Genomic DNA, 21301 nt, shown 5'->3' on the forward strand with positions numbered 1-21301 from the left:
CCAGGTGCCATCATAAAAAATTGACGAGCAGGTGCAAATCTTAAGCCACGGTGCAATTTTGCATTCTGATGGGCTTGTATGGAGCGCAAGGTCGGTTCCAGCTTTATCCAGCAGTGGCCGAGTATTTTCATCGGTCAAAGATGCCATCAATTAAAATAACAAAGGTTGAAAAATGTTAGAGGCTGCGCTCGAAGGGTTACTTGGGATTCTGCACTGGAAAGCATTCCTGATGATGATGATTGGTATCGTCGTCAGCAGTACCCTGGTTGCGATGCCTGGTATCGGCAGCAAAACAGCAATCGCCATGATGTTGCCCTTCGCTTTTGTTCTTAATCAATACGAAGCCGTGGCGCTCATTGTCAGTATCTGGGCGGTAAGCAACACAGCTAACTCAATTACATCAATCCTTTTTTCCGTTCCCGGGGGTGCTGGGTCGCAAGCGACCATTATGGATGGCTATCCGATGGCTCAGAATGGTGAGGCAGCCAGGGCGCTTGGAGCGGCCTTTACCGCGTCCGCGATTGGTGGCGTAATCGGCGCCTTCGTTCTTCTGCTTGCGATACCGATTATCCGGCCCTTGGTTCTCATTTTCGGGCCACCTGAGTTTTTCATGCTCGTCATGCTGGGTGTCGCAATGGTAGGGGCGCTGAGTGGCAAAAATATTGTAAAGGGAGTGGCGGCCGGTGCGATTGGCTTCGCTATTTCCATGATTGGGATACAAGGTCAGACGGGGTTTCCCCGATTCACTTTTGATCAGATTTATCTTTTCGATGGGATAGGGTTGATTCCTATGACCATCGGATTGTTTGCCATACCTGAGCTCATTTTCCTTGCATCGCAGAAGTCGACGGTATCGAAAGTCCCATTGTATAACTTGAAGGAAGGAAGAGCGCAAGGCGTCCGCGATTGCTGGGACAACAAGTGGTTGATCGTCAGGAGCAGTTTTATCGGTGTCTGGGTCGGAGTCATTCCGGGATTGGGCTCGGCAGTCGCGGACTGGTTCGCTTACGGGTCAGCACTGCAAACGTGTAAAGGCGCTCGCGAGACCTTTGGCAAGGGAGACGTCCGGGGCGTGATCGCGGTAGACGCTGCGACCAATGCAAAAGAGGGTGGTTCGCTGATACCCACACTCGCGTTCGGCATACCTGGCAGCAGTACACTGGCATTAATTTTCGGTGGCCTGGTGATGGTAGGGATCACACCAGGTAGAGAAATTCTTACAACACGACTTGATATCACCTTTTCAATTATCTGGTTGTTGATTATTGCGTCAGTTCTCACGTCGGTTGTCTGTCTGTTATTCACGCGCCAGTTGGCCATGGCAACAAGGGTGCGATCCTCTATATTGGTCCCCATCATACTTGGGATGGCAGCAGTCGGCAGTTTTGCCAATTCGAACTTAACCGAAGATTTGGTTGTGATGGCTGTTTTTGGAGTGATCGGTTATTTCATGCGGGCCAGCGACTGGCCGCGGCCTCCTCTTTTGCTTGGGATGGTGCTTGGACCACTGGCAGAAAACTTTCTTTGGACCTCCTATCAGATTTTTGGATTCGAATTTCTCTTACGTCCCGGAGTGATCACTCTTGGGACTGTAATGACCCTTATTATCGCTTATCCGATCTATCAAAAGAAAAAAGCGGAAAAAATCCAGCGCATTATCAAATCCAATGGTAAGAGTTCATAAAGAGGCCTTGGCAATGTTTATAAAAATAATAAAGAACCATGCGTTAACTGCGATTTTTTGCGGTCTTTTTTTTTATTTGATTTATGAAAGTATCGGTTTTTCGATACAGGCAAGACTGTTTCCTTTAATTATCGGTATCGTCGGTGCCGTATTGACTGGTATTCAGCTGGTTCGCGAATTACGCAGCACTCTATTTGCCTCGTCCGAGCCTGAAATTATCAAGGACGATCCAGGCCCGGGAGGGGACAGTGACTTTGCGATAACGGAGTCCGAACTTACGTTGGAAGGTCGCCTTCGGGCACTGGAGCAATTCGGATGGGTTGCCGGGCTTTTGCTCAGTATCTGGCTTTTTGGATTTTACGTTGGGGTTCCCCTGTTGGTGGGGCTCTATATGTTGCGAGAAAAAGAAAAATTGAAGGTAGTGATTCCAGCTGTGGCAGGTGTTGCTTTGGTTGTCTGGGGTGTTTTTCACAAGCTGATATCTCTGCCTTTTCCCGAGGGCATAGTTTTTAATGCACTGGGTTTTTGAAGATCGTTTTGGTGAGAAGTCTGATGTGTGCCTGAAGACGATTTTAAAAGACGGGTTATTTGAAAAGTTTACCTTGAGTCAAATGGCAAAAGAGGAGGTAAAAGCTCATTTGGCAACTAAGCCATTGAGAAAGAGAAGCACCACAAAACATGGGGTCGCCTGATAATGTTCAAGATGTAAGCGCATCCCGCCACGAAATAGACATCGCATATCTCAGGATGATTCGGTCTATTTATCCAAATATTTGGAGGCAATTATGACAATAAAAAAGCGAAATATTATCTCAGTTCTTTCTGCATGTGTTTTGGGTTTCGGTGTCGCCAGCACTGCCCCGTCCGTCAGTGCGCAGGAAAATTTTTACGAAGGAAAAACGATTAAGGTCGTTATCAGGTCCACACCGGGGGGAGGGTATGACGATTATGGCCGACTCGTTGCCCGGCATATTGGCAAACACATTCCCGGTAACCCGGATACGGTCGCGGTGAATATGCCGGCTGCCGGCGGCCTGGTGTCGACAAACTATATGTACAACCGAGCGGCACAAGACGGGACAGAAATTCTAATACCGTCCCGTGAGTTTGTATTTGCCCAGAGAGCAGGCGTGCCGGGTGTTCGGTATGACGCAAATAAGTTCAATCTGCTGGGAAGCATCGAATCTGAAGGACGGGTGTATTTGGCAGGCCCGGATGTCCCAGTGGCAAACCTGGCAGACCTTGAAGCTCTTGGGGAAACCTTCCTCTTTGCTACCAGTGGAGTCGGGGCAGGGGATTATCTTTTCATGCAATTGTTGGAGGAGGGTGGCTACGACGTCAGGGGAATCACCGGTTTTACGGGCAGCAGTGAGGCCAACCTTGCTGTGCTGCGCGGGGATACACATGGCACCAACCGTACTTTCGGAAGCGCTGTAGATGTCATCGAGAACGAAGGATTCAAAGTTTTCGCAAAAATAGGAAAGATTCCTCCCGAGTACAACGATACGGACGATCTTTTTGATTTTCTAAAGGGAGACGTTCTTCAGTTGGCGAAGGTTATGGCGGTTCCATTATCTGTCGGCCGCCCATTTATCACCGGGCCAGATGTTCCTGCAGATCGTGTGAAGATTCTTCAGGATGCCTTTAAGGCAATGGTCGAAGACCCTGAGCTGCTTGCCGACGCTAAACGTGCTGGTCGAGGCATTAGCTATACCAGTCCGGAAGAAATGCGGGACTTGTACGATGCCACCTTGAATGCATCTGACAAAGTCATGGACCTTGTTGGAACGAATTAATCACCTGAAATCGAGCAGCGGAAATGAAGGCTTATGGGGTTTCCGCTGCTTGCATACCCAACGCTTATTAGGCCCATAGCAAGAGCGTGGTCAGTGCAATTTTGGCACCGACCAATTTACCACGAGGAGTCGAGGACGATGGACGAAAAATCCAAGTACAGCACGAATATTGAAGATCATTACCACAGTAAAAAAGACAGAATCTTCGTACGTGGCATTCAGGGGGAGTACAACCTGAATGAAGAACTCAAGCGACTGCGCGCGCAGCCACGAGTGCGTCGAGGTAAGGACCTTAAGTTTGTTGATGGACCGCAGGCGTTTACGAAGCATTACGTGGAGCCCAAGGACAACATCACTCAGACATTCCACCTGCACCTTGAGGAATACGCCCCAGGGGCGGAGTCACAGAAACACGGACATGTGAATGAGGCCGCATTCTATATTCTCGACGGCACGGGTTATGAAATTCACGACAACATCCGTTACGACTGGGAAGCGGGTGATATTGCGATAGTGCACGCCAACTGTGTGCACCAGCATTTCAATGCAGACCCTTACAAGCCGGCACGTGCACTGGTCATCAAGACTAAGCCGATGTATGTGTTTATGAACATGCTGTTTCAGAAAACGGTCATCCCTCGACCAACTGAGCCGACCGAACATGGCAAGGGCTTTGTGCCGCGTGAAGAAGGCGACAAGTAAAAGCACACCTTTAATTTAAACAGTGATGGAGAGTGTAGTTATGGCATGGGGTGAATTCAAAGCTTGGTCTCAGGGCATGTTGTCGCAGCCCTTGTATCAGCATTTGCTGGACGATGCGACAGAGAAGCCGGCGCGTGATCAGGAGCGGAAAAAAACGGTTAAACCGCACGAAATGCCGTGGGAAATGTCTCGTCAGGGATTACTCAAGCACCTGATCAACGAGGAAATGAACACGCGAATGGACACGGTGGATGTCTACATGCAGATTATCCCGCCGGGCAGCCGGTCGGGTAAGCATCGCCATCTTGCTGAAGAGTGTCTTTATGTTCTGGAGGGTGAAGGATACGACCTGCATCAGGACTGTGATGTAGAGATTACGGATGAGTATTTCTGGAAGCCTCAGGAAGAGGTGCAGAAGTTTGAGTGGGAGGCTGGCGATATCATCTACATTCCGCCGAATACCATTCATCAGCATTTCAATGCGAATCCGGACAAGCCGGTGCGGCTGATTTCCGCCATCAACCGCATCTACAAACACTGCGGTCTGAACGATCTGGAGCAGATCGAAGATGCGCCAGAGTATGACCCGTCAGTCGAACTGAACGCAGAGGTCATCGCACGCTATTTGAAGAAATAAGGTGATGCCTTAACAGGAAGTGAGCGGCGGGCCTGGCAACGAGTGTTCAACCTTCGTCCAGGCCTCGCGCCGCAGGCTATCAATTTGCTGGTACTGAATTGGTCGAAACCGATTTGCCCAATTCTGTATCCGAACGACCTGACATATCAGCGACTGCTTGCCCCGTTACATCTGGAACAGCACTGGTCGTTGGAATGCCTAATCCATCTTCTTGACGGTGAAACAATGGGACAATACCGCGTAACGGTTGACACTGGAGGGACTTTTTCAGATTTTGTTTATGTTAATGAGGACACTGACGAAGTTACGATCGCCAAGATTCCCTCAACCCCGGACGATCCTTCGAAGGCTATTCGTGCCGGCGTCCAGTTGCTAATTGATAAGGGCGTGCCACCGTCCGACATACGCTATTTTTGTCATGGCACCACGGTTGGCACCAACGCTCTGCTGGAAGGGAAGGGCGTGCGTACTGCGCTTCTGGTGACCGAAGGCTTCCGGGGCATTTACGAGGTACAGGAGCAGTCACGGCCGCATGGTTCGGTCATATTCGACATCATGTATGACCGGCCCGCCCTCCTGGTGCCCGCCAATCTTACTTGCGAAGTGCCCGAGAGAGTGTCTTTCAAGGGCGAGGTCTTAAAAGAGCTGGATGAAGAAACCCTTCGCCAGACACTTCGCAAGCTGGCGTTAAAAGATGTGCAGTCAATTGCCGTCTGTCTGCTTTTCTCTTTTTTGCATCCCCAGCACGAACAGCGTGTACGCGACATTATCGGCGAAGAACTACCGGGCGTCAGCGTATCTCTTTCGAGTGAAGTGATACCGCAAATCCGGGAGTACTATCGTCTCTCAACCACGGTTATAAACGCCTACCTGCAGCCGATCCTCGCCCGCTACATCGCCAATCTGGACGATCGCCTTGCACAGGCCGGCGTTGAAACAAAGCAGAAGTACATCATGCAGTCGAATGGCGGCATGGCGACCTTTTCTGCAACGGCGAAAAAAGCCGTCGCCACAGTGCTCTCCGGCCCTGCCGGTGGTATAACCGCTGCTGTTCACGCATGCAGAACGACCGGTGCCCAAAACCTCGTCACCTTCGATATGGGCGGGACCTCATGTGATGTTGCTCTCATCAAGGATGGTGAGCCGTCGATCGCCACTCGCGGCAAGATTGACGGCCGTGATATTGCGTTGCCGATGATCGGTATTAACACAGTCAGCGCGGGCGGCGGAACTCTCGCACGGGTTGATCGCTTCGGAATTCTGGAAGTCGGGCCTGAGAGTGCCGGTGCCGTACCTGGCCCCGCCTGCTACTCAAGGGGTGGTGAACAGCCGACCATCACCGACTGCAATCTCGTACTTGGCTATCTGGGCGAGGACAACTTCCTTGGCGGCGGCATGCCGCTCGATAAAGCTGCGGCCATGCGGGCCGTCGAAACCGTTGCCAAACCTTTGGGCATGGACGTTATGGATGCGGCGGAGGGCATAGTTCGCATAATCAATGTCAAAATGCAGGAAGCTGTTAAGGCAATCTCCACCATGCGTGGCCACAACCTTCAGGAGTTTATGTTGCTTGGTTTTGGCGGCGCCGGGCCTCTGCACGCAGGCCGTATTGCGGCTGATCTTGGCATGGCCGGCATCATCGTACCGCTGTATCCGGGTGTCTATTCCGCGATGGGGTTGGTGATGTCCGATGTGAAACATGACTACATTCGCTCGCGCCTGAGCAATATTGCGGAAGTCCGCGAGAATGAGGTTGAAGATCAGTTTGAAAGCCTTGTTCAGGATGCCCACTCCGAACTCCAGGCCGAAGGCTTCGATACGACTCAGATAAGCATTGAACGCTCTCTGGACATGCGCTACGCCGGGCAAGGGTATGAAATCACAGTACCCATCCCGGACCAATTGTCCGAAGGCGGGCTGGCCCAAGTCAGGGCAGAGTTTGATGAGGCGCACCGCCAGACCTTCGGTCACACAGCACCCGACCAACCCGTGGAAATCGTATCATACAGGTTGCGCAGCGTCGGGCGCGTGCCACCGGTCAACCTGCCAAGTTTCGAGCCTCAGGGACTGTCTCTGGAAGATGCTATCCGTGAACATCGACCCATGCGGTTTGACAAGCACACCCTTGAGTGTCCCGTCTACCAGCGTGAAAAGCTGGATGTCGGGGTCAGCTTTACCGGGCCCGCGGTCGTTGATCAGCTTGACTGCACGACGGTCGTTTTCCCGGGGCAGACTGCTCGAGTGGACAGCCACAAGAACCTTGTTATCACTATAGAAGGGGGCTGAAATGTCATCCTTGCAGAATGAATCGAATCCTGATGCGGTCGAACTCGAGATTATCCGTGCCAGTCTCAGCGGTATTGTTCAGGAGATGCAAAACTCGCTGTTCCGTACGGGATTTTCGACCATTATCCGTGAGTCTCAGGATGCGTCTTGCGCGATTATCGGGCCGGATGGCGCAGTCATTGCGCAGCATGTTGTCCTGCCGTTACACATTGGCGCTTTCCCGGCTTGCTGCGAAGCCGTTCTTCGCAGCTATGACGATATTGAAGAAGGGGATGCCTTTCTTATCAATCATCCTTATGAAGGTGGCAGCCCACACGCGCCTGATATGGCTCTGATTACACCAGTCTTTTTTAACGGTGAGCTCATTGCATTTTGTGGGTCCATCGCACACAAAAGTGATCTCGGAGGGCCGGTTCCAGGCTCATGTTCCGGTCAGGCTAGGGAGACTTTCAACGAGGGGCTGCATCTGCCGGCCGTCCGTTATCAGCGCGGCTCGCGTCGAGATAACGAGATAGAGCGTATCATCGCTGCCAACAGCCGCACACCCGAACTGGTACTCGGTGATATCCGCGGCCAGCTTGGCTGCAGTCGTCTTGGTGAAAAGCGACTCATCGAGCTTATTGGCAAGTTTGGCCGGGATCGCACAGTGGCGAGTTTTGTGCGCCTGCTTGAGCTCAGCGAAGTCAAGATGCGTGCTGCGATTGCCGAATGGCGTGACGGCCGTTATGAGGCCGAGCGCTTTATCGATGACGATGGGGTCGAGCTCGAAAAACCGGTGCGCATCCACGTCGTGATAGAGAAGGCGGGTGACCGTCTGAAATTTGACTTCAGCGGCTCTGCTGATCAGGCCAAAGGCCCAGCAAACATCCGCCCGCCACTGGTGCGCGCGGCGATCGGTTACGTGCTGATTTCGCTCGTTGATCCGAACATGTTTATTAACAGTGGCCTGCTGCGCGCGTTCGAGATGGATGTGCGTGAAGGCAGTGTTCTGAATCCACGGTTTCCGGCACCGGTGAACACCTACAATCCAACAGTCCACGCCTTGGTTGAAGCGCTTTACGGGGCTTTGACCGATATTGCTCCAGGCATGGCCCGGGCAGACGGCTGTGGGAGCCGCTCGATCATACTCGGTGGCCGGAATGCCAACACTGGCAAGGGCTATGTGCAGTACGAAATACTGGGCGGTGGCGCTGGCGCCAGGGCGCGCAAAGATGGGGCGTCGGGCACGTCAGTAAACCAGTCAAATGCCAAGATCGCGTCCATTGAAATTGTCGAGAGTGAGTTCCCGACTCGCATCTTGCGTTTTGAACTTATACGGGATTCAGGCGGTGCAGGAAAGTTCCGTGGCGGGCTCGGCATCCGGCGTGAATATCTCAATCTGGAGGATGCCAGATTCTCTATCCGCTCGACAAAGCACGTCATCGCTCCTAATGGAGCAGCGAATGGCGGTCCAGGTCGCACGGGCGACATTATAATTAATCCGGACACCGACAACGCAGAACGCCTGCCTACACGTTACGCCGACTATCCCTTGAACGCAGGAAGTTGCTTTCGACTGGATACGCCGGGTGGGGGTGGTATGGGCAACGCTTACGAACGAGATGTCGATCTCGTTCTACGTGACGTAAAGGAAGGCTATGTCTCGATAGAAGGCGCAAACCGCGACTACGGTGTTGTAGTTCAAGAGCAAAACGGTGCACTGGCAATTGACGAGCGCGCGACCAAACGCCTGCGCTCAGCGGAGTCGGCGGGCGCGTGAATAAAAAACTCAATGCGGAGTACAACGAATGAAGCTTTCAGGAAAGGTCGCTATTGTCACAGGTGCCGGGCGTAATATCGGTGAGGAAGTGTCGCGTATGCTGGCGGCTGAGGGCGCAAGTGTTGCTGTCGTGGATCTGGACGAAGCTCGAGCTGAAAAGGTGGCGGCCGATATTGTCGCGGCCGGTGGCAAGGCGCAGGCATTCATTTGTGATGTTGCCAATGAGGATGATATCAGAGCGACTGTCAACGGCGTGGCGGATGCCCTGGGAGGCGTCGATATTCTGGTGAACAATGTTGCGATGTCCGATAACAAACACATCTTCGATATCACCACTGAAGAATGGAACCGAACAATCGCAATTACCCTGACAGCTCCCTTTCTGTTCGGTAAGCATGCGGCAAAGGCAATGGCTGAAGGCGGAAATGGCGGCAGGATCATCAACGTCAGCTCCACCTCTGGTTATTACGGTCGGGACCGCGCTATTGCGTATACCGCAGCAAAGGGCGGGGTAGTCAACCTGACTCGCTCTATGGCAATTCAGCTCGCGCCGCATAATATCCGCGTAAACAGTGTTGTCCCTAACAAGATTGGCTCGCCGGTCGGTAAAGACAATTTTGACCCTACCCGTCCAGTCTCGAATCTTCGTGGCCGGCCGGGCGTTCCAGCCGATCTCGCCAAGGCGATCCTGTTTCTGGCATCGGACGAGTCTGACTTTATCTCTGGCACTGATCTGTTCGTCGACGGTGGGGTTTCGGCAATGATGCCCGGAAGCAAGTAAGTCTGGCGCCAGGCCAGGGTCTATTGCGGCAGGTGCGTCTGTCAAAAATGCCGGGCATGTCGCCGAACGTTGGGAAAGGCCGCTTAGGGGGTAAAACATGCCATCAAAAAGCTGGAGGGGATCAATCGGGGTCGTTAAACCCACTGCCCGGGGCGCTCTGGAGGACTTCATTCGTCTCCTTCCCGAGGATATTGAGGTAGTGCCTGTTTACCTTGGCCTTAAGTTGGGTACTGAAAAAGAGTTTATGGACGCGATGGACTCCATAAAAGAGAAAGTTGCCGAATTGGCTGAGTTGGATGTAGATATCATTCATCCGGAAGGTGCCCCTCCGTTCATGATAAGAGGGTATCAGGGTGAGGCCGATATCATTAATGAGTTGGAAAAAAAGCACGGTAAGCCGATCTTCACCTCCGGTACGAGTCAGGTAGAAGCGCTGCGGGCTCTTGGTGTCACCAAAATGGTTGGCATCACCTACTTTTCGGGAGATATCAATAAGAAGTACGCAAGCTACTTCACTGAGGCCGGATTTGAGGTGCTTGCGATGGAGGGGATTCCCGTTCCTTTCAGCGACGTGACGCTCCTTGCGCCTCAGGAAATCTACGCTTTTATAAAGAAAGAATTCTTGAAACACCCAAGTGCTGACGGAGTTTATCTTCTAGGCACTGCGTGGCCCACTCTCGAGATTGTTCAACGGTTGGAACAAGACCTGCAGGTACCCGTAGTACATCCAGTGCCCGCAAGGGTATGGGCAACCCAGAAGCGACTGCATGTCAGTCAGCCCGTCAAGGGCTATGGGCGTTTGCTTGAGGAGATGCCCTGAGGGCGGTTCAGTTTCCAGCGCACTTTCTGGTTAATATTGCATTGATGGGATACTTGTTTGTTTGATTCTTATTTAAGTAATAACAAGGAATATTGTTCTCGATAATACCTGGAGGCGTTATGGCAAATTAACTAATCATAAAAACTGAGTAAATCTTTAAAGATTAAAAATACTATATCTCTAGCAAAAAAAATAAATCAAAAAGGAGATTACATGATGAAAACTTATGGAAGTTCGTTCTGCAAAGCACTCGCTGTCTTTGCAGTATTAGTGCTCTCTTCCACCAGCACCAGCACCAGCGCAAATGAAAAGGACGTTGCAGACTTCTACAACGGGAAAACAATACAGATTCTCGTCGGATATTCCGCAGGTGGCGGATACGATGCCTATGCACGCACATTAGCTCGCCATTTTTCCAAGCATATGGCTGGTAACCCCAGTGTGATTGCTAAAAACGTACCGGGTGCGGGTTCCCTCGTATTGATGAATCAAATTGCTAATACTCTTCCCCAGGATGGCACCGTATTCGGAGCCGTTAATTCCGGGATGGCTTATGAACCGCTTTTTGGCAATGATAAGGCCCAGTTTGACGTAAATGAGGTTAACTGGATTGGCAACTTGAATGTTGAGGTCGCGCTGGGAATGGCCCGAAAAGATTCCGGGATCGAAAAGCTTGAAGACCTGAAGACCAAGCGGATGACCATGGGGTCAACCGGTGCTGGTGCGAACAGCAACGTTATTCCTCGAGTTCTCGCCAGTCTGTTTGATCTCAACATCAACGTTATTGCCGGTTATCCGGGTGCCAACGATGTGCGCTTGGCAATGGAGCGTGGCGAAGTCCAGGGCATCGGGACGCTTCTTCTGAGCTCCACCAAGGCTACCGCTCCGGAATGGTTGGAAGAAGGTAGTGACTACAATGTTATTTATCAGGTAGCGGATCAAAGACATCCCGAGCTGCCCGATGTAACGCTGGTCAGTGACTTGGCCAAGACCGAAAGGGAACGGCAAACCATTAATCTCCTTATTGCTCGCCTGAAGATGGGGCGTCCTTACGTTGCACCTCCAGGAATCCCGCAAGAACGAGTGACGGCGTTGCGCAACGCAATGGCTGAAACGGTTAAGGATTCTGAGTTTCTGGCGGATCTCAAAAATCAGAATCTGCCTGTAACGTTTGTACCGGGAGACGAGATGCAAGGCTATTTTCGCGAGGTGTATCAGTATCCACAGGACGTCGTGGATGTGGTCAAAGATGCTATGAAGTAACAACTGATGTGCGACATGGCTTAGTGACCCTGTGTGCCAACCTAAGTATGAACCACCTGATTTTGAGTTAACATAGAAATCAGGGTGCTTTAGGAGGCCGTTATGCCAAAGCCAATGATACAAATTCCACTCAATCCCAAGCTGGAAAAGCGGGGGCGTCGCTCATCGGTAATCCCCTCTAAAAATGGGGGGATTACCTTTGGTTTTGGCACTATCGCAGTAGGGCATTTAAAATAATACGCCGTTCGACATAGCAGAATAATAGAAAGGTTTTGATTTAGCAGAAAGAGAGTCTGGTTTGGGCCTTGGACGCTAGCACCAAATGCTAGAACAGGTTGTCAGCTGCCAGTGCTGCGATTCCAGCTAATAGAGGAAGTGGAAGGCAGGCAAGCAGGCGCCGACGTACGAACCTGGACCCCAGCATGGGTAATTCGAAAGCGATAATGCGATGGAACGCCAGCAGCAACCATGCAGTGAGCAGAGCGATCATTTGAGGTATTCCCATGCCGGCTTTAAACAGTGCTAGAAGAAGGGGGAACGCAATCATCGGGCCGCCAGGCAAGAAACCGCCCAGTATCGAGGCCAGGAGAATTCCCTGCAGCCCAGAAGAATCGCCTAATAACGCTACTACATACGCTTTTGGAATCAACTCAGCCAGGAAGCTGCCAGCGAGAATGGCAGCGGGTATTCGGAACAGCAACGGCAGCGTATCAGCAACACCCTTGGAGACCACCTCTTTGTGAGACACCTGGTGTTTCCGGTGCGCGATCAAAGCCAGACAGGAAAGGATAGTAATGAGCGTGAAGTAGGCGCTAAGCATTACGATTCCTGCGCCGGACCAGAAGTCTTGCAAGCATCCAGGCGATGACTGGAAGTGGCAATGAAACCAAAAGGCGTGTCAAAACAAAGTCCACACCAAGGAACGGAAGTTCCCAGATAAGCACCCGGTTCAGGCCGAGCACACTCCAGGCAGTGAGATAGGCAACACAGATTTCAAACGACGCCCCGGTGCGATAAAAGCCCACGACGAGTGGGAAGGCTGCAAACGGCCCCCCCGGGGTGACGATACCACCCAGAATTGCCACCGCCAGGCCACGAAGACCACTCTCAGAACCAAGCCAGCGCTCCACCACGGCGGTCGGAAGAAGTTGCCGCACGTAGCCGCTGATAACCATCGCGATCAGCATGATCGGCGCAATCATGACAACAAGCGTTACGCCGCTGATTGCTGCGAGTTCGAACACCTCCTCTCCTTTCATCCACCAAAGGGCAGCACCTGAAGCTAAAGCAAGTGCAATAAAAAAGAGAGTGCTGGGATCGAACAGTTCCCGCTTAACGTAGGCGAATAGTGACATTAGATTCAATTAAGACCTCATGAAGACGACATGGAAGTCTATTGCTCTGGCAAAAGGGAATCATAAGGGTTTTCTGGCGGAGGCGGAATCACTGCTATCAAGAAGAGATTCCGCTCGGTCTCCGGATACTTAGTCGTAATAGGGAATGACGAGAACCGGGAACTTGCCGTGATGCATCACTTTGTTGGTTGTGGAACCTATAACCTGCCCAATGGCACCATGAGTCCGGCTGCTCATTACGATCAAGTCCGCATGTTCCAATTCCGCTGTGCGGAGAATGGTTTGCGAGGCATATCCTTCCAGAACCTGTATTTGAATGTCAACCGGGCTGTCTGATTCTGGGTATTCGTCAGTCAGAAATTTTCTGACGTTTTCTTTCATTCTGGACTCGGCCTTGGCCGTTGCTTTTGTCAGTATTTCCTGAATATCCACGCTACTATTTATCTCGAAATCTTTCATCGTGTCGCGTAGTTCTTTAACGTGATTGACAACATGGGCATAAATCATCTTGGCCCCATATTGTTGGGCAATAGAGCAGGCAAGTCTCATCGACGGCCAGGTGCCGCCCTTTAAGTCAGAAACGTAGAGAATGGTCTTTATTGTTGAAAGCATCTTTGTCAACCTCAAAAGTTGCGATTGAATCTCACTGCGATTATTCGTAGCGCACCGAAATCTGCCATGACAGGGCAACTATTAATGGACACTGATAGCGGCCCTCTATACGGAACATTATCCCATATAGAAGAATAGTTCAACTATGAATTATAAAATGTCCCGCTTTGTTGAAGGCTGGAGAATAAGTGTCAGCATTTGCTTGACGATACTTTCATTAAGGGGCAAAGTGAAACGGTGTTCCTTATAACGTAACACTCGATGCGCTCATACCGTAACAACAATTACAATCGGAGATTAGTGAGACTATGAAACTTTTAATATCTGCCGTTATTGGCTTGGGAGTATTGTCTGTAAGCCTTGCTGTCAGCAGTGCATCGGCACAACCCAATTTCCCGCAGCGGGATGTCGAGTTCTTGGTGGGCTATAACCCGGGTGGTGGTTACAGCACCTGGGCGCAAGCAGTAGCTCCTTTCATTGAAAAACACCTTCCCAACAATGTAAACGTTCGAGTCCGACACATGCCGGGGGCCGGCAGTGTCATAGCAACCAATTACATTTATCGTCAGCAGCCCGATGGCTACACAATCGGAATCGTGAATCTGGGCGGTCTTGCTGCAGCTCAAGCGGCGGAGGAAGTCGCGTATGATCTGACTGAAATGACATGGCTTGGGAGACTTTCCCTTGACCCGACCATCATGTCGGTCAGGGCGGATTCGGATATTGAAACGATCGAAGACTTTATGAAACTGGATAGTATTAAAGTGTCTACCCAGGGAATGACAGCCAACTCGACCATAACTGCGGCTGTTACCCTGGATCAGATGGGCAAAGAATGGACAGCAATTAATCATAACGGTACCAGTGAGGCGGTTTTGTCAGTTGTGCGTGGCGACGCAGATGTGATCTGGGGCTCAATGGATAGTCAGATGTCATTTGTTCGAAGCGGGGAAACTCGGGTCTTGATGTATTATGACGGCCAAAGAAACCCAGAGCTGCCAGGTGCACCGCTGCCGTCTGAGGTTGGATTGTCGGTTGAACTCAACCAAGGCTTCAACAGCCACCGGGTGATTGGCGCTCCACCGGGAATGTCAGCGGAGATCCGTGCAATCCTGGGAAAAGCCATTCGCATGGCAGTCCAGGACCCGGAGTTTCAAGTGCAGCTTGACCGCATGGAATATTCTTCGCAGTACGTAGACGGGGACGCGACAGCAGAAATCGTGCGGGCCTCTGTGGTCGGTTTCAGGGATTATTCTGACGTCATTTCGAGTTTACTTGAGGAATGATCTATAGCGCCTGTGAACGGCGGCGGCTTTCGGCCTGCCCCGTTGCAGGCCACCAAGGGGGCCAAGCCTCAGGGTAAAGGCAAACCCACGAAAGTCACCAAAGCCGATGTGGCCCTTAGCCACATCAACAAACTCTACGCCATCGAATGCAAGATCAAAGAATTGAGTGTAAGCGAGCGTTACCGCATCCGTCAGGAACTGAGCGTGCCCGGACTGAAGACTTGGCTGGAAGCCAATGCCGGCAAGGTCGCAAAGGGTACCCTGACGCGCAAAGCCATGGACTGCACACTCAACCAGTGGCCCACTCTAATCGGCTACTGCGAGCGCGGTGATCTGCAGATCAGTAACGTGCTGGCTGAAAACGCCATCCGTCCGTTCGCTCTGGGTCGCAAAGCCTGGCTGTTCGCCGATACCTCACGGGGCGCCCGTGCCAGCGCAACCTGCTATTCCTTGGTCGAGACGGCTCTATGCCGCACCCCCATTCGGAAGCCTGTATTCCCCGGACTTGCCGTCAGCCTATTCGGCATAGTTTGATCTCTCTCTCGTCATTCGATGAGGAGTAGAGGACATGACTGCCAATGCATACTTTAAGTTACCAAAGGTACTTCGACGATTGTACGAAGGTCCGTTGGGGGATTACGTTGATCTGTATGCCGCACAACTGCTGAGATAGGATCATTGCTATCAGAGTGGACGCGCTGTATCCGAATTGTGGGTGATTTCAGTCAGTGGTTGGCCCGCAAGCATTTCAATATTAATGACGTGGACGAGAGTCTCGTGGTGCACTACCTTCGTTACCGGACGCAATATCAACGGCCGTTTTGCAGCGACCGGCCTGCACCTTGCCAACTTCTCGGACTGCTTCGACAGATCAATGTTATCGCGCCACAAACAATCATCCCGCCAAAGCCACTTGAGCAAATCGAACAGGACTTCGAGCATTACCTGTTAAGAGAGCGCGGACTTTCTCAAACAACGGTGATTCGACATCGGCCCCCCCCCCACCGCTTCGGAAGTTTCTTCAGGAATGCTGTAGCAAGGGAGCGGCAAGGTTTCCGAGACTTTCCTCGGAAGACATTATCCGTTCTATAGCCGACCACGCTCATGACCATTTCCCCCGAACAGCAAGATCCATGTGCTGGACGCTGCGCGCATTTACTCGTTATTTGGTGTACAGGGGGCATATCGTTGACGATCTCGCCGCCGCTGTTCCAAGTGTGCGGAGCTGGCGATTCGGACCACTGACTATCTTCCACCTCCTAAGATCCAGCTTGTGCTCGATGGTTGTGACCGGACAACTGCGATTGGGAAACGAGACTATTCAGTGCTACTTTTGATGGCACGCCTCGGATTGAGGGCCAACGAGGTTGCCACACTGGAGCTGGAAGACATCGACTGGCACTCGGGCCTCCTGACTGTAAGGGCAAGGGCCGTCAACTCGTAGTTATGCCCTTCTTGTCCGAGGTCGGCATTGCGCTGGCCGATTACCTGCAACACGGGCGATGGACTACCGACAGTCGCCGGATATTCATCCGTTCACTCGCTCCACACCGTGGATTCACATCATCGAGCAGTATCTCGATGATCGCTGTCTCTGCGCGGGAACGGGCCGGAGTAGATGTGCCTCGTAAAGGTACCCAAATTTTTCGCTACAGCCTTGCAACTCAGCTGTTAGGTGCAGGCGCGTCTTTACGCCAAGGTGGACATCAACGCTCTTCGTAAACTCCGGCTGCCGTGGCCGGGAGGTGTTCAATGAGCACCTTGCGGACAGCGCTGCGAGACTATCTCTCGCTACAGCGGGGCCTAGGATACAAGTATGTTCATCAGGAACGCACCCTGACGAGCTTCACCCTGTTTATGGAACGGCGCAAGACTACTTTCATTACGACTAAGTTGGCGCTTGAAAGGGCAACACAATCGCCCGGGAGACACGCCAGTTGGGCCCTACCTCTGCTCAGATACGGAAATACAAACACTGCTGACAGCTGCATTGGCGCTGCCCCCCGAGCAAGCGCTTCGACGGTGGACATACCACTGTTTGTTTGGGCTCTTGGCGGTCACGGGCCTACGAATTGGCGAGTCACTGGCGCTGAGGCGTGATGATGTCGACATTGAAGAGGGTATCCTCACGATTCGGGGGGCCAAATTCGGAAAATCACGCTTGGTGACAATACATCCGAGTACCCGACAGGTTCTATTGGATTATGCGCCTCGACGGGATGTGCACCTCGCCACTCCCCACAGCTCGTATTTTCTCGTTGCGGAGCGTTGTGGTTAGTTGCTACCGCATTATGTCTATTGGGTTTTCTGGGCTCTGTCGCGCCAGACCGGACTCCGGGCTGCGACCGCTCACGCAGGTCCGAGGCTGCACGGCTTTCGTCATCGATTTGCGGTGGCCACGTTGCTCGACGGGTACCGGGCCGGGAAGGATGTGGACAACCTGGTGCCTGTGCTGTCGACGTATCTCGGTCATACGTGCGTTCGTGACACCTATTGGTATCTGTCAGCTTGCCCCAAGCTCATGGAACACGCCACGCGCCGACTTGAGAAACACTGGGAGGCATTGCCATGAACACTCCCACTCTGCCGGCTCTGCTGGAACGCTTCTTTACCGATCGGCTTATGCGTCAGCCACACGTCAGTGCGAACACCATAGCGTCCTATCGCGACACCTTCCGGCTGCTGCTGGTGTTTACCCAAAAACAATTGGGCAAGCCGCCGTCATCTCTCAACTGGGACGATATCGATGCAGCGTTTGTCAGTGCATTTCTCGAGGATCTGGAAGTCAATCGTTCGATTAGCGCCCGGGCCCGAAACCTGAGGCTGACTGCCATTCGATCTTTCTTCCGTTTTGTGTCCTAAGAAGAACCCGAACACAGTGCACAAATCCAGCGAGTACTGGCAGTGCCCGGTAAGCGTCAGGACAGTAGGATAGTGTATTTTCTGGCGAGACCAGAAATTGAGGCGCTACTGGCGGCACCGGATCAATCAACGTGGATCGGTCGTCGGGATCACATGTTACTGCTGCTTGCTGTACAGACAGGTTTGCGACTCTCCGAACTCACAGGTCTTGACCGCGCTTCGGTTGTGCTGGGCAGCGGTGCCCACGTTCATTGTCTGGGTAACGGCCGGAATGAGCGTTGCACACCTTTTACACGCACTGTCTCGAGGGCAGTTCAGGAATGGTTAAAGGAACCGGCCAAGTGTGACAGCACGGCATTGTTCTCGACAAGACAAGGCCGGCGACGGAGCGCCGACGCGGTCCAGTACCTTGTTGCAAAATATGCGGATATCACGCGGCAGCATTGCCCTTCACTAAAACAGAAGCGGATCACCCCGCATGTTCTGAGGCACAGCGCGGCAATGGAGCTGCTTCAAGCGGGGGTAGACTGTTCAGTTATAGCATTGTGGCTGGGGCATGAGTCGGTTGAGACCACCCAGGTTTACCTTCATGCTCATATGGCTCTGAAGGAAGCTGCGCTGGCAAAAATAGATCCATTAGGGCATGCCGGAGTAAAGTGCTATCAGCCCGGAGATGAACTGCTGGCGTTCCTGAATAACTTGTAGCTGATCGCAAACTATGCCGAATCGGCACCGTTAGTGAATGACCCAAAATGGTGTGGTGTCGGCTTATTTACGCAAACGACAAAGCTAGTTCTGCATATTTCTGGGTTCGACATAAACGGCTAAGGCCAACGGCCTGGAACCCTCCGCTTATATCTAGTATGTACTGGAGTGCATTGCTGAAACAGACACGTTGGAAAAGCTGGAAGCCTTGCTACCGAGGAATGTCGACTTGGAGCGGGCTTAAAAAAAATGCCGCAGATCGACTGAAAGCAAGTGGGTCGATTTAGCGGCGCTTACCATCGATTTAGTGTCTTTGACAAACTCCTGTCCGCTCAGCCGCTTTGCTGAAAGGTATCCAGATACATCCTGGACGCCTTCCTTGCATGCCTAGCCCCTATGCCACAATCTGTTCGGGCGTAAACCGTTGGCGCGGCACCTGGCTTAAATCTGTGCTTAAAAAACGTAGCACAAGAGCGGGCTCTGGCGTGGGGACCCGTGTCGAGTGAATTTCGCCGGGCAAGTACGCCACGGCATCACCGCCTTTTAGCCGATCAATACGATCTAACCGCACGGTATTGCTGGCGGCATTGTGGATATAAACCAGAATTTCCACTTCACCTTCGTATACCCCATAGACAACCCAATACGGCCCGTGGTCATGGGGCGTATTGGTGCGAAACCCGGCGTGATAGTGATTCATCTGAATGAATCCGTGGTCCGAATCTGTGTAGAGTGAGAAGCCGGACGATTTTTCGGCTTTCAGGGTACGCACCCAAGCGGTGTCGGGTGTTGTGGAATGAAGCCACTCGCTCATGAGCTGGCGCACGCGATTCGCTGTGTCCGGGTCTGTGGCGCTGTCTGGCTGCCACAGGTCATGTACAGCCGCGATGTAGTGTTGTTGGGCAGGGTCTTTTGCCTGTTTATTCATCTTATTGACTTCCAGGAAGATTGAATCTGTTATCCCAAAATATGCTTCTGTCAGTACATAGCTGATTAATGCATTGCCGAGCCGCCATCGACTACCAGTGTCTGCCCGGTAATGAAATCGCTGGCAGGGGAACTTAGAAACAACACAGCACCCAACATATCCTCGGGTTTCTGCACTCGTTTCAAGGCTCGCGTCTTGGCGGCAGCCTCGCGCATTTTAACAATGGACTCATCGGGATTTTCTTCACTCAGCGTGTTTCCCGGGGCAATACAGTTAACGCATACATTGTATTTCCCCAGTTCGTTGGCCAAGGTCTTTGTGAAACCCAGAATGCCAGCTTTAGAGGCAACGTAGTGGATCCGGCCATTGGAGCCCTTCAGGGCAGTTCCTGAGCTGATCGTAATAATCTTGCCATATCGATTTTTGCGCATCTCAGAGGCTACGGCCTTGCACACTAGCCAGGTCCCTTTCAGGTTTACTGACATCATCTTGTCCCACTCAGATACCGATAGTTCATCAAAGGGTGCCCGCGACATGGGAACAGTGGCAAACATGGCGGCGTTATTGACCACAATATGAACGGTGCCAAATTCATTAATCGTCGCTTCTACCATGTTGTTTACATCGGCTTCGCTGGTTACGTCAGTGCGCACGGCTAGCGATTTGTATCCCTCATCCTGTAATTCTTTTGCCACCGCTTCGCCGGCAGCGCCGTCCAACTCTGCAACCACCACCGCGGCACCATGCTCTGCCAAGTGACGGCAATAAAACCTACCAATACCATGTCCGCCGCCGGTTACAATGACCACCTTACCTTCAAGCTCATTGCTCATTGCTTGACTCTCCACATTAAATATAAAATGTTGCCCTTTATCCGGTTCAACAGTCCCTCCATCAGTACAATCGTTCCCCTTTAATCGTGACGCGGCGCAACTTTCTCAGTTCTCTCGCATCAAATTCTTCGCGGGCATGCAACGTGCAGCGATTGTCCCACATCAGCACATCTCCGGGCTGCCACTTGTGGCGATAGATGTACTTTTCCTGTTCTTGGTGCGCAAAAAGCTTTTGCAGCAGAGCTGTGCTTTCCGCTTCACCCATGTTTACAACCTGGCGGGTCATCACCCGATTGACATAGAGTGCTTTACGACCGGTTACCGGATGACGATAGACCATGGGCTGCGGGTAGGAGAGCTCAGTTTCTGATCGGTAGTCTGAGATTGAGCGAGTGGAAGCGTAATCACTCTTGCCGGGGTCATAGCTGTTGATTGCCATCCGCTGCTCAATGAAGCTTTTGGTCTCTTCACCAAGGTCTTCGTATGCCGTGTACATGTTGGCAAACAGGGTATCCCCACCGCTCTTTGGTATGTTGATGGCATACAGGATGCTGGCCATCGAAGGTCGTTCGAGATAACACATGTCCATGTGAAAATACATTTCACCATCGGGCAGTGCGCCCTGGTAATGGCCATCCTTTTTTTCGTTTGTGACGTACATGATTGCCGGATTTTTCGTGATCTCGAACTTCTTCAGCGTATGAGCCAGCTCTCCGAACTTTTCGCCAAAAACGATTTGCTGTTCTTCGGTCAGGGACTGGCCACGGAAAAGCACAATACAGCGCTCATACCAGTGCGTCTTAATGGTATCTAGCTCAGCATCAGAGATGCCTTTAGCGAGGTCGACGCCATGGATAACGGCACCCATGGCCTCAGAAAGAATGGCAATATGCAGATTGACCGTCTCAGTCTCTATGTTCATGGTTTTCTCCTATATTCAAAGCCTGAGTGGTGCCTCACCTGACAGAGGATTACCGCAAATTCCAAGACTC

At 52.0% G+C, this 21301-nt stretch carries 21 protein-coding genes and 2 pseudogenes; 17 read left to right on the forward strand and 6 right to left on the reverse strand.

Annotation, left to right across the window (positions count from 1 at the left end; translation table 11 throughout):
- The first annotated feature begins 172 nt into the window (after nt 1-172).
- From MRBBS_RS06440 to MRBBS_RS06485, 11 genes are all read left to right on the forward strand, one after another.
- Entirely contained in the window at nt 173-1684 is a 1512-nt protein-coding gene (locus tag MRBBS_RS06440; protein WP_041635138.1) for a tripartite tricarboxylate transporter permease, read from the forward strand.
- A gap of 13 nt (nt 1685-1697) precedes the next feature.
- Nucleotides 1698-2213, forward strand: coding sequence for a tripartite tricarboxylate transporter TctB family protein (locus MRBBS_RS06445; RefSeq protein ID WP_014870640.1), 516 nt, complete (start codon nt 1698-1700; stop codon nt 2211-2213).
- Nucleotides 2197-2376, forward strand: coding sequence for a hypothetical protein (locus MRBBS_RS19355; protein WP_014870641.1), 180 nt, complete (start codon nt 2197-2199; stop codon nt 2374-2376). The genes MRBBS_RS06445 and MRBBS_RS19355 overlap by 17 nt, the downstream gene beginning before the upstream one ends.
- A 93-nt stretch (nt 2377-2469) precedes the next feature.
- The gene (locus tag MRBBS_RS06450) at nt 2470-3480 is read left to right on the forward strand and encodes a Bug family tripartite tricarboxylate transporter substrate binding protein (RefSeq protein ID WP_014870642.1); all 1011 of its coding nucleotides are present in this window, start codon (nt 2470-2472) and stop codon (nt 3478-3480) included.
- 138 nt (nt 3481-3618) lie between these two features.
- Nucleotides 3619-4182 (forward strand): cupin domain-containing protein, encoded by a 564-nt coding sequence (locus MRBBS_RS06455; protein ID WP_014870643.1) that lies wholly within the window; start codon nt 3619-3621, stop codon nt 4180-4182.
- A gap of 40 nt (nt 4183-4222) precedes the next feature.
- Entirely contained in the window at nt 4223-4819 is a 597-nt protein-coding gene (locus MRBBS_RS06460; protein ID WP_014870644.1) for a cupin domain-containing protein, read from the forward strand.
- Nucleotides 4820-5044: 225 nt separating this feature from the next.
- On the forward strand, nt 5045-7105 hold the full coding sequence (locus tag MRBBS_RS06465; protein ID WP_041635506.1) for a hydantoinase/oxoprolinase family protein: 2061 nt from the start codon (nt 5045-5047) through the stop codon (nt 7103-7105).
- 1 nt (nt 7106) lies between these two features.
- Nucleotides 7107-8864 (forward strand): hydantoinase B/oxoprolinase family protein, encoded by a 1758-nt coding sequence (locus MRBBS_RS18630; RefSeq protein WP_014870646.1) that lies wholly within the window; start codon nt 7107-7109, stop codon nt 8862-8864.
- A gap of 28 nt (nt 8865-8892) precedes the next feature.
- A complete protein-coding gene (locus MRBBS_RS06475; protein WP_014870647.1) occupies nt 8893-9645 on the forward strand; it encodes an SDR family NAD(P)-dependent oxidoreductase in 753 nt (250 codons plus the stop codon).
- A 97-nt stretch (nt 9646-9742) separates the two neighbouring features.
- A complete protein-coding gene (locus MRBBS_RS06480) occupies nt 9743-10465 on the forward strand; it encodes a hypothetical protein (protein WP_041635139.1) in 723 nt (240 codons plus the stop codon).
- 213 nt (nt 10466-10678) lie between these two features.
- Complete coding sequence (locus MRBBS_RS06485) at nt 10679-11728, forward strand: Bug family tripartite tricarboxylate transporter substrate binding protein (protein ID WP_014870648.1); 1050 nt, start codon at nt 10679-10681, stop codon at nt 11726-11728.
- Nucleotides 11729-12053: 325 nt separating this feature from the next.
- Here the strand turns inward: MRBBS_RS06485 and MRBBS_RS06490 are convergent, their stop codons facing one another.
- The 3 genes from MRBBS_RS06490 to MRBBS_RS06500 all read right to left on the reverse strand — a co-directional run bounded on the left by MRBBS_RS06490 (nt 12054) and on the right by MRBBS_RS06500 (nt 13695).
- A complete protein-coding gene (locus MRBBS_RS06490; RefSeq protein WP_041635140.1) occupies nt 12054-12548 on the reverse strand; it encodes a hypothetical protein in 495 nt (164 codons plus the stop codon).
- Nucleotides 12541-13083 carry a permease gene (locus MRBBS_RS06495; RefSeq protein ID WP_014870651.1) on the reverse strand — a complete coding sequence of 181 codons (543 nt, stop codon included), beginning with the start codon at nt 13081-13083 and terminating at the stop codon, nt 12541-12543. The genes MRBBS_RS06490 and MRBBS_RS06495 overlap by 8 nt, the downstream gene beginning before the upstream one ends.
- Nucleotides 13084-13212: 129 nt before the next feature.
- Nucleotides 13213-13695: a universal stress protein gene (locus tag MRBBS_RS06500; RefSeq protein WP_014870652.1), complete on the reverse strand. Its 483-nt coding sequence runs from the start codon at nt 13693-13695 to the stop codon at nt 13213-13215.
- Nucleotides 13696-14003: 308 nt separating this feature from the next.
- Here MRBBS_RS06500 and MRBBS_RS06505 point away from each other — a divergent pair, with 308 nt between their 5' ends.
- The 6 genes and pseudogenes from MRBBS_RS06505 to MRBBS_RS20405 all read left to right on the forward strand — a co-directional run.
- Complete coding sequence (locus MRBBS_RS06505; RefSeq protein WP_041635141.1) at nt 14004-14981, forward strand: tripartite tricarboxylate transporter substrate binding protein; 978 nt, start codon at nt 14004-14006, stop codon at nt 14979-14981.
- 42 nt (nt 14982-15023) lie between these two features.
- A pseudogene (locus MRBBS_RS06510) lies at nt 15024-15446 on the forward strand (IS66 family transposase); the annotation flags it as partial.
- Nucleotides 15447-16971: 1525 nt separating this feature from the next.
- Complete coding sequence (locus tag MRBBS_RS19920; protein ID WP_264641558.1) at nt 16972-17259, forward strand: tyrosine-type recombinase/integrase; 288 nt, start codon at nt 16972-16974, stop codon at nt 17257-17259.
- A 290-nt stretch (nt 17260-17549) separates the two neighbouring features.
- Entirely contained in the window at nt 17550-17843 is a 294-nt protein-coding gene (locus tag MRBBS_RS19925; protein ID WP_014870654.1) for a site-specific integrase, read from the forward strand.
- A 72-nt stretch (nt 17844-17915) separates the two neighbouring features.
- Nucleotides 17916-18548 (forward strand): tyrosine-type recombinase/integrase, encoded by a 633-nt coding sequence (locus MRBBS_RS19930; RefSeq protein WP_227497594.1) that lies wholly within the window; start codon nt 17916-17918, stop codon nt 18546-18548.
- Between the two features lie 115 nt (nt 18549-18663).
- Nucleotides 18664-18792 (forward strand): annotated as a pseudogene (locus MRBBS_RS20405) (transposase domain-containing protein); the annotation flags it as partial.
- A 150-nt stretch (nt 18793-18942) separates the two neighbouring features.
- Here MRBBS_RS20405 and MRBBS_RS06530 read toward each other — a convergent pair.
- From MRBBS_RS06530 to MRBBS_RS06540, 3 genes are all read right to left on the reverse strand, one after another.
- On the reverse strand, nt 18943-19476 hold the full coding sequence (locus MRBBS_RS06530) for a hypothetical protein (RefSeq protein ID WP_014870656.1): 534 nt from the start codon (nt 19474-19476) through the stop codon (nt 18943-18945).
- Between the two features lie 65 nt (nt 19477-19541).
- A complete protein-coding gene (locus MRBBS_RS06535; RefSeq protein WP_014870657.1) occupies nt 19542-20309 on the reverse strand; it encodes an SDR family NAD(P)-dependent oxidoreductase in 768 nt (255 codons plus the stop codon).
- Nucleotides 20310-20370: 61 nt separating this feature from the next.
- The gene (locus MRBBS_RS06540; RefSeq protein WP_014870658.1) at nt 20371-21231 is read right to left on the reverse strand and encodes a TauD/TfdA dioxygenase family protein; all 861 of its coding nucleotides are present in this window, start codon (nt 21229-21231) and stop codon (nt 20371-20373) included.
- Nucleotides 21232-21301: the final 70 nt, after the last annotated feature.

The organism is Marinobacter sp. BSs20148, assembly GCF_000283275.1.
GTDB classification, from domain to species: domain Bacteria; phylum Pseudomonadota; class Gammaproteobacteria; order Pseudomonadales; family Oleiphilaceae; genus Marinobacter; species Marinobacter psychrophilus.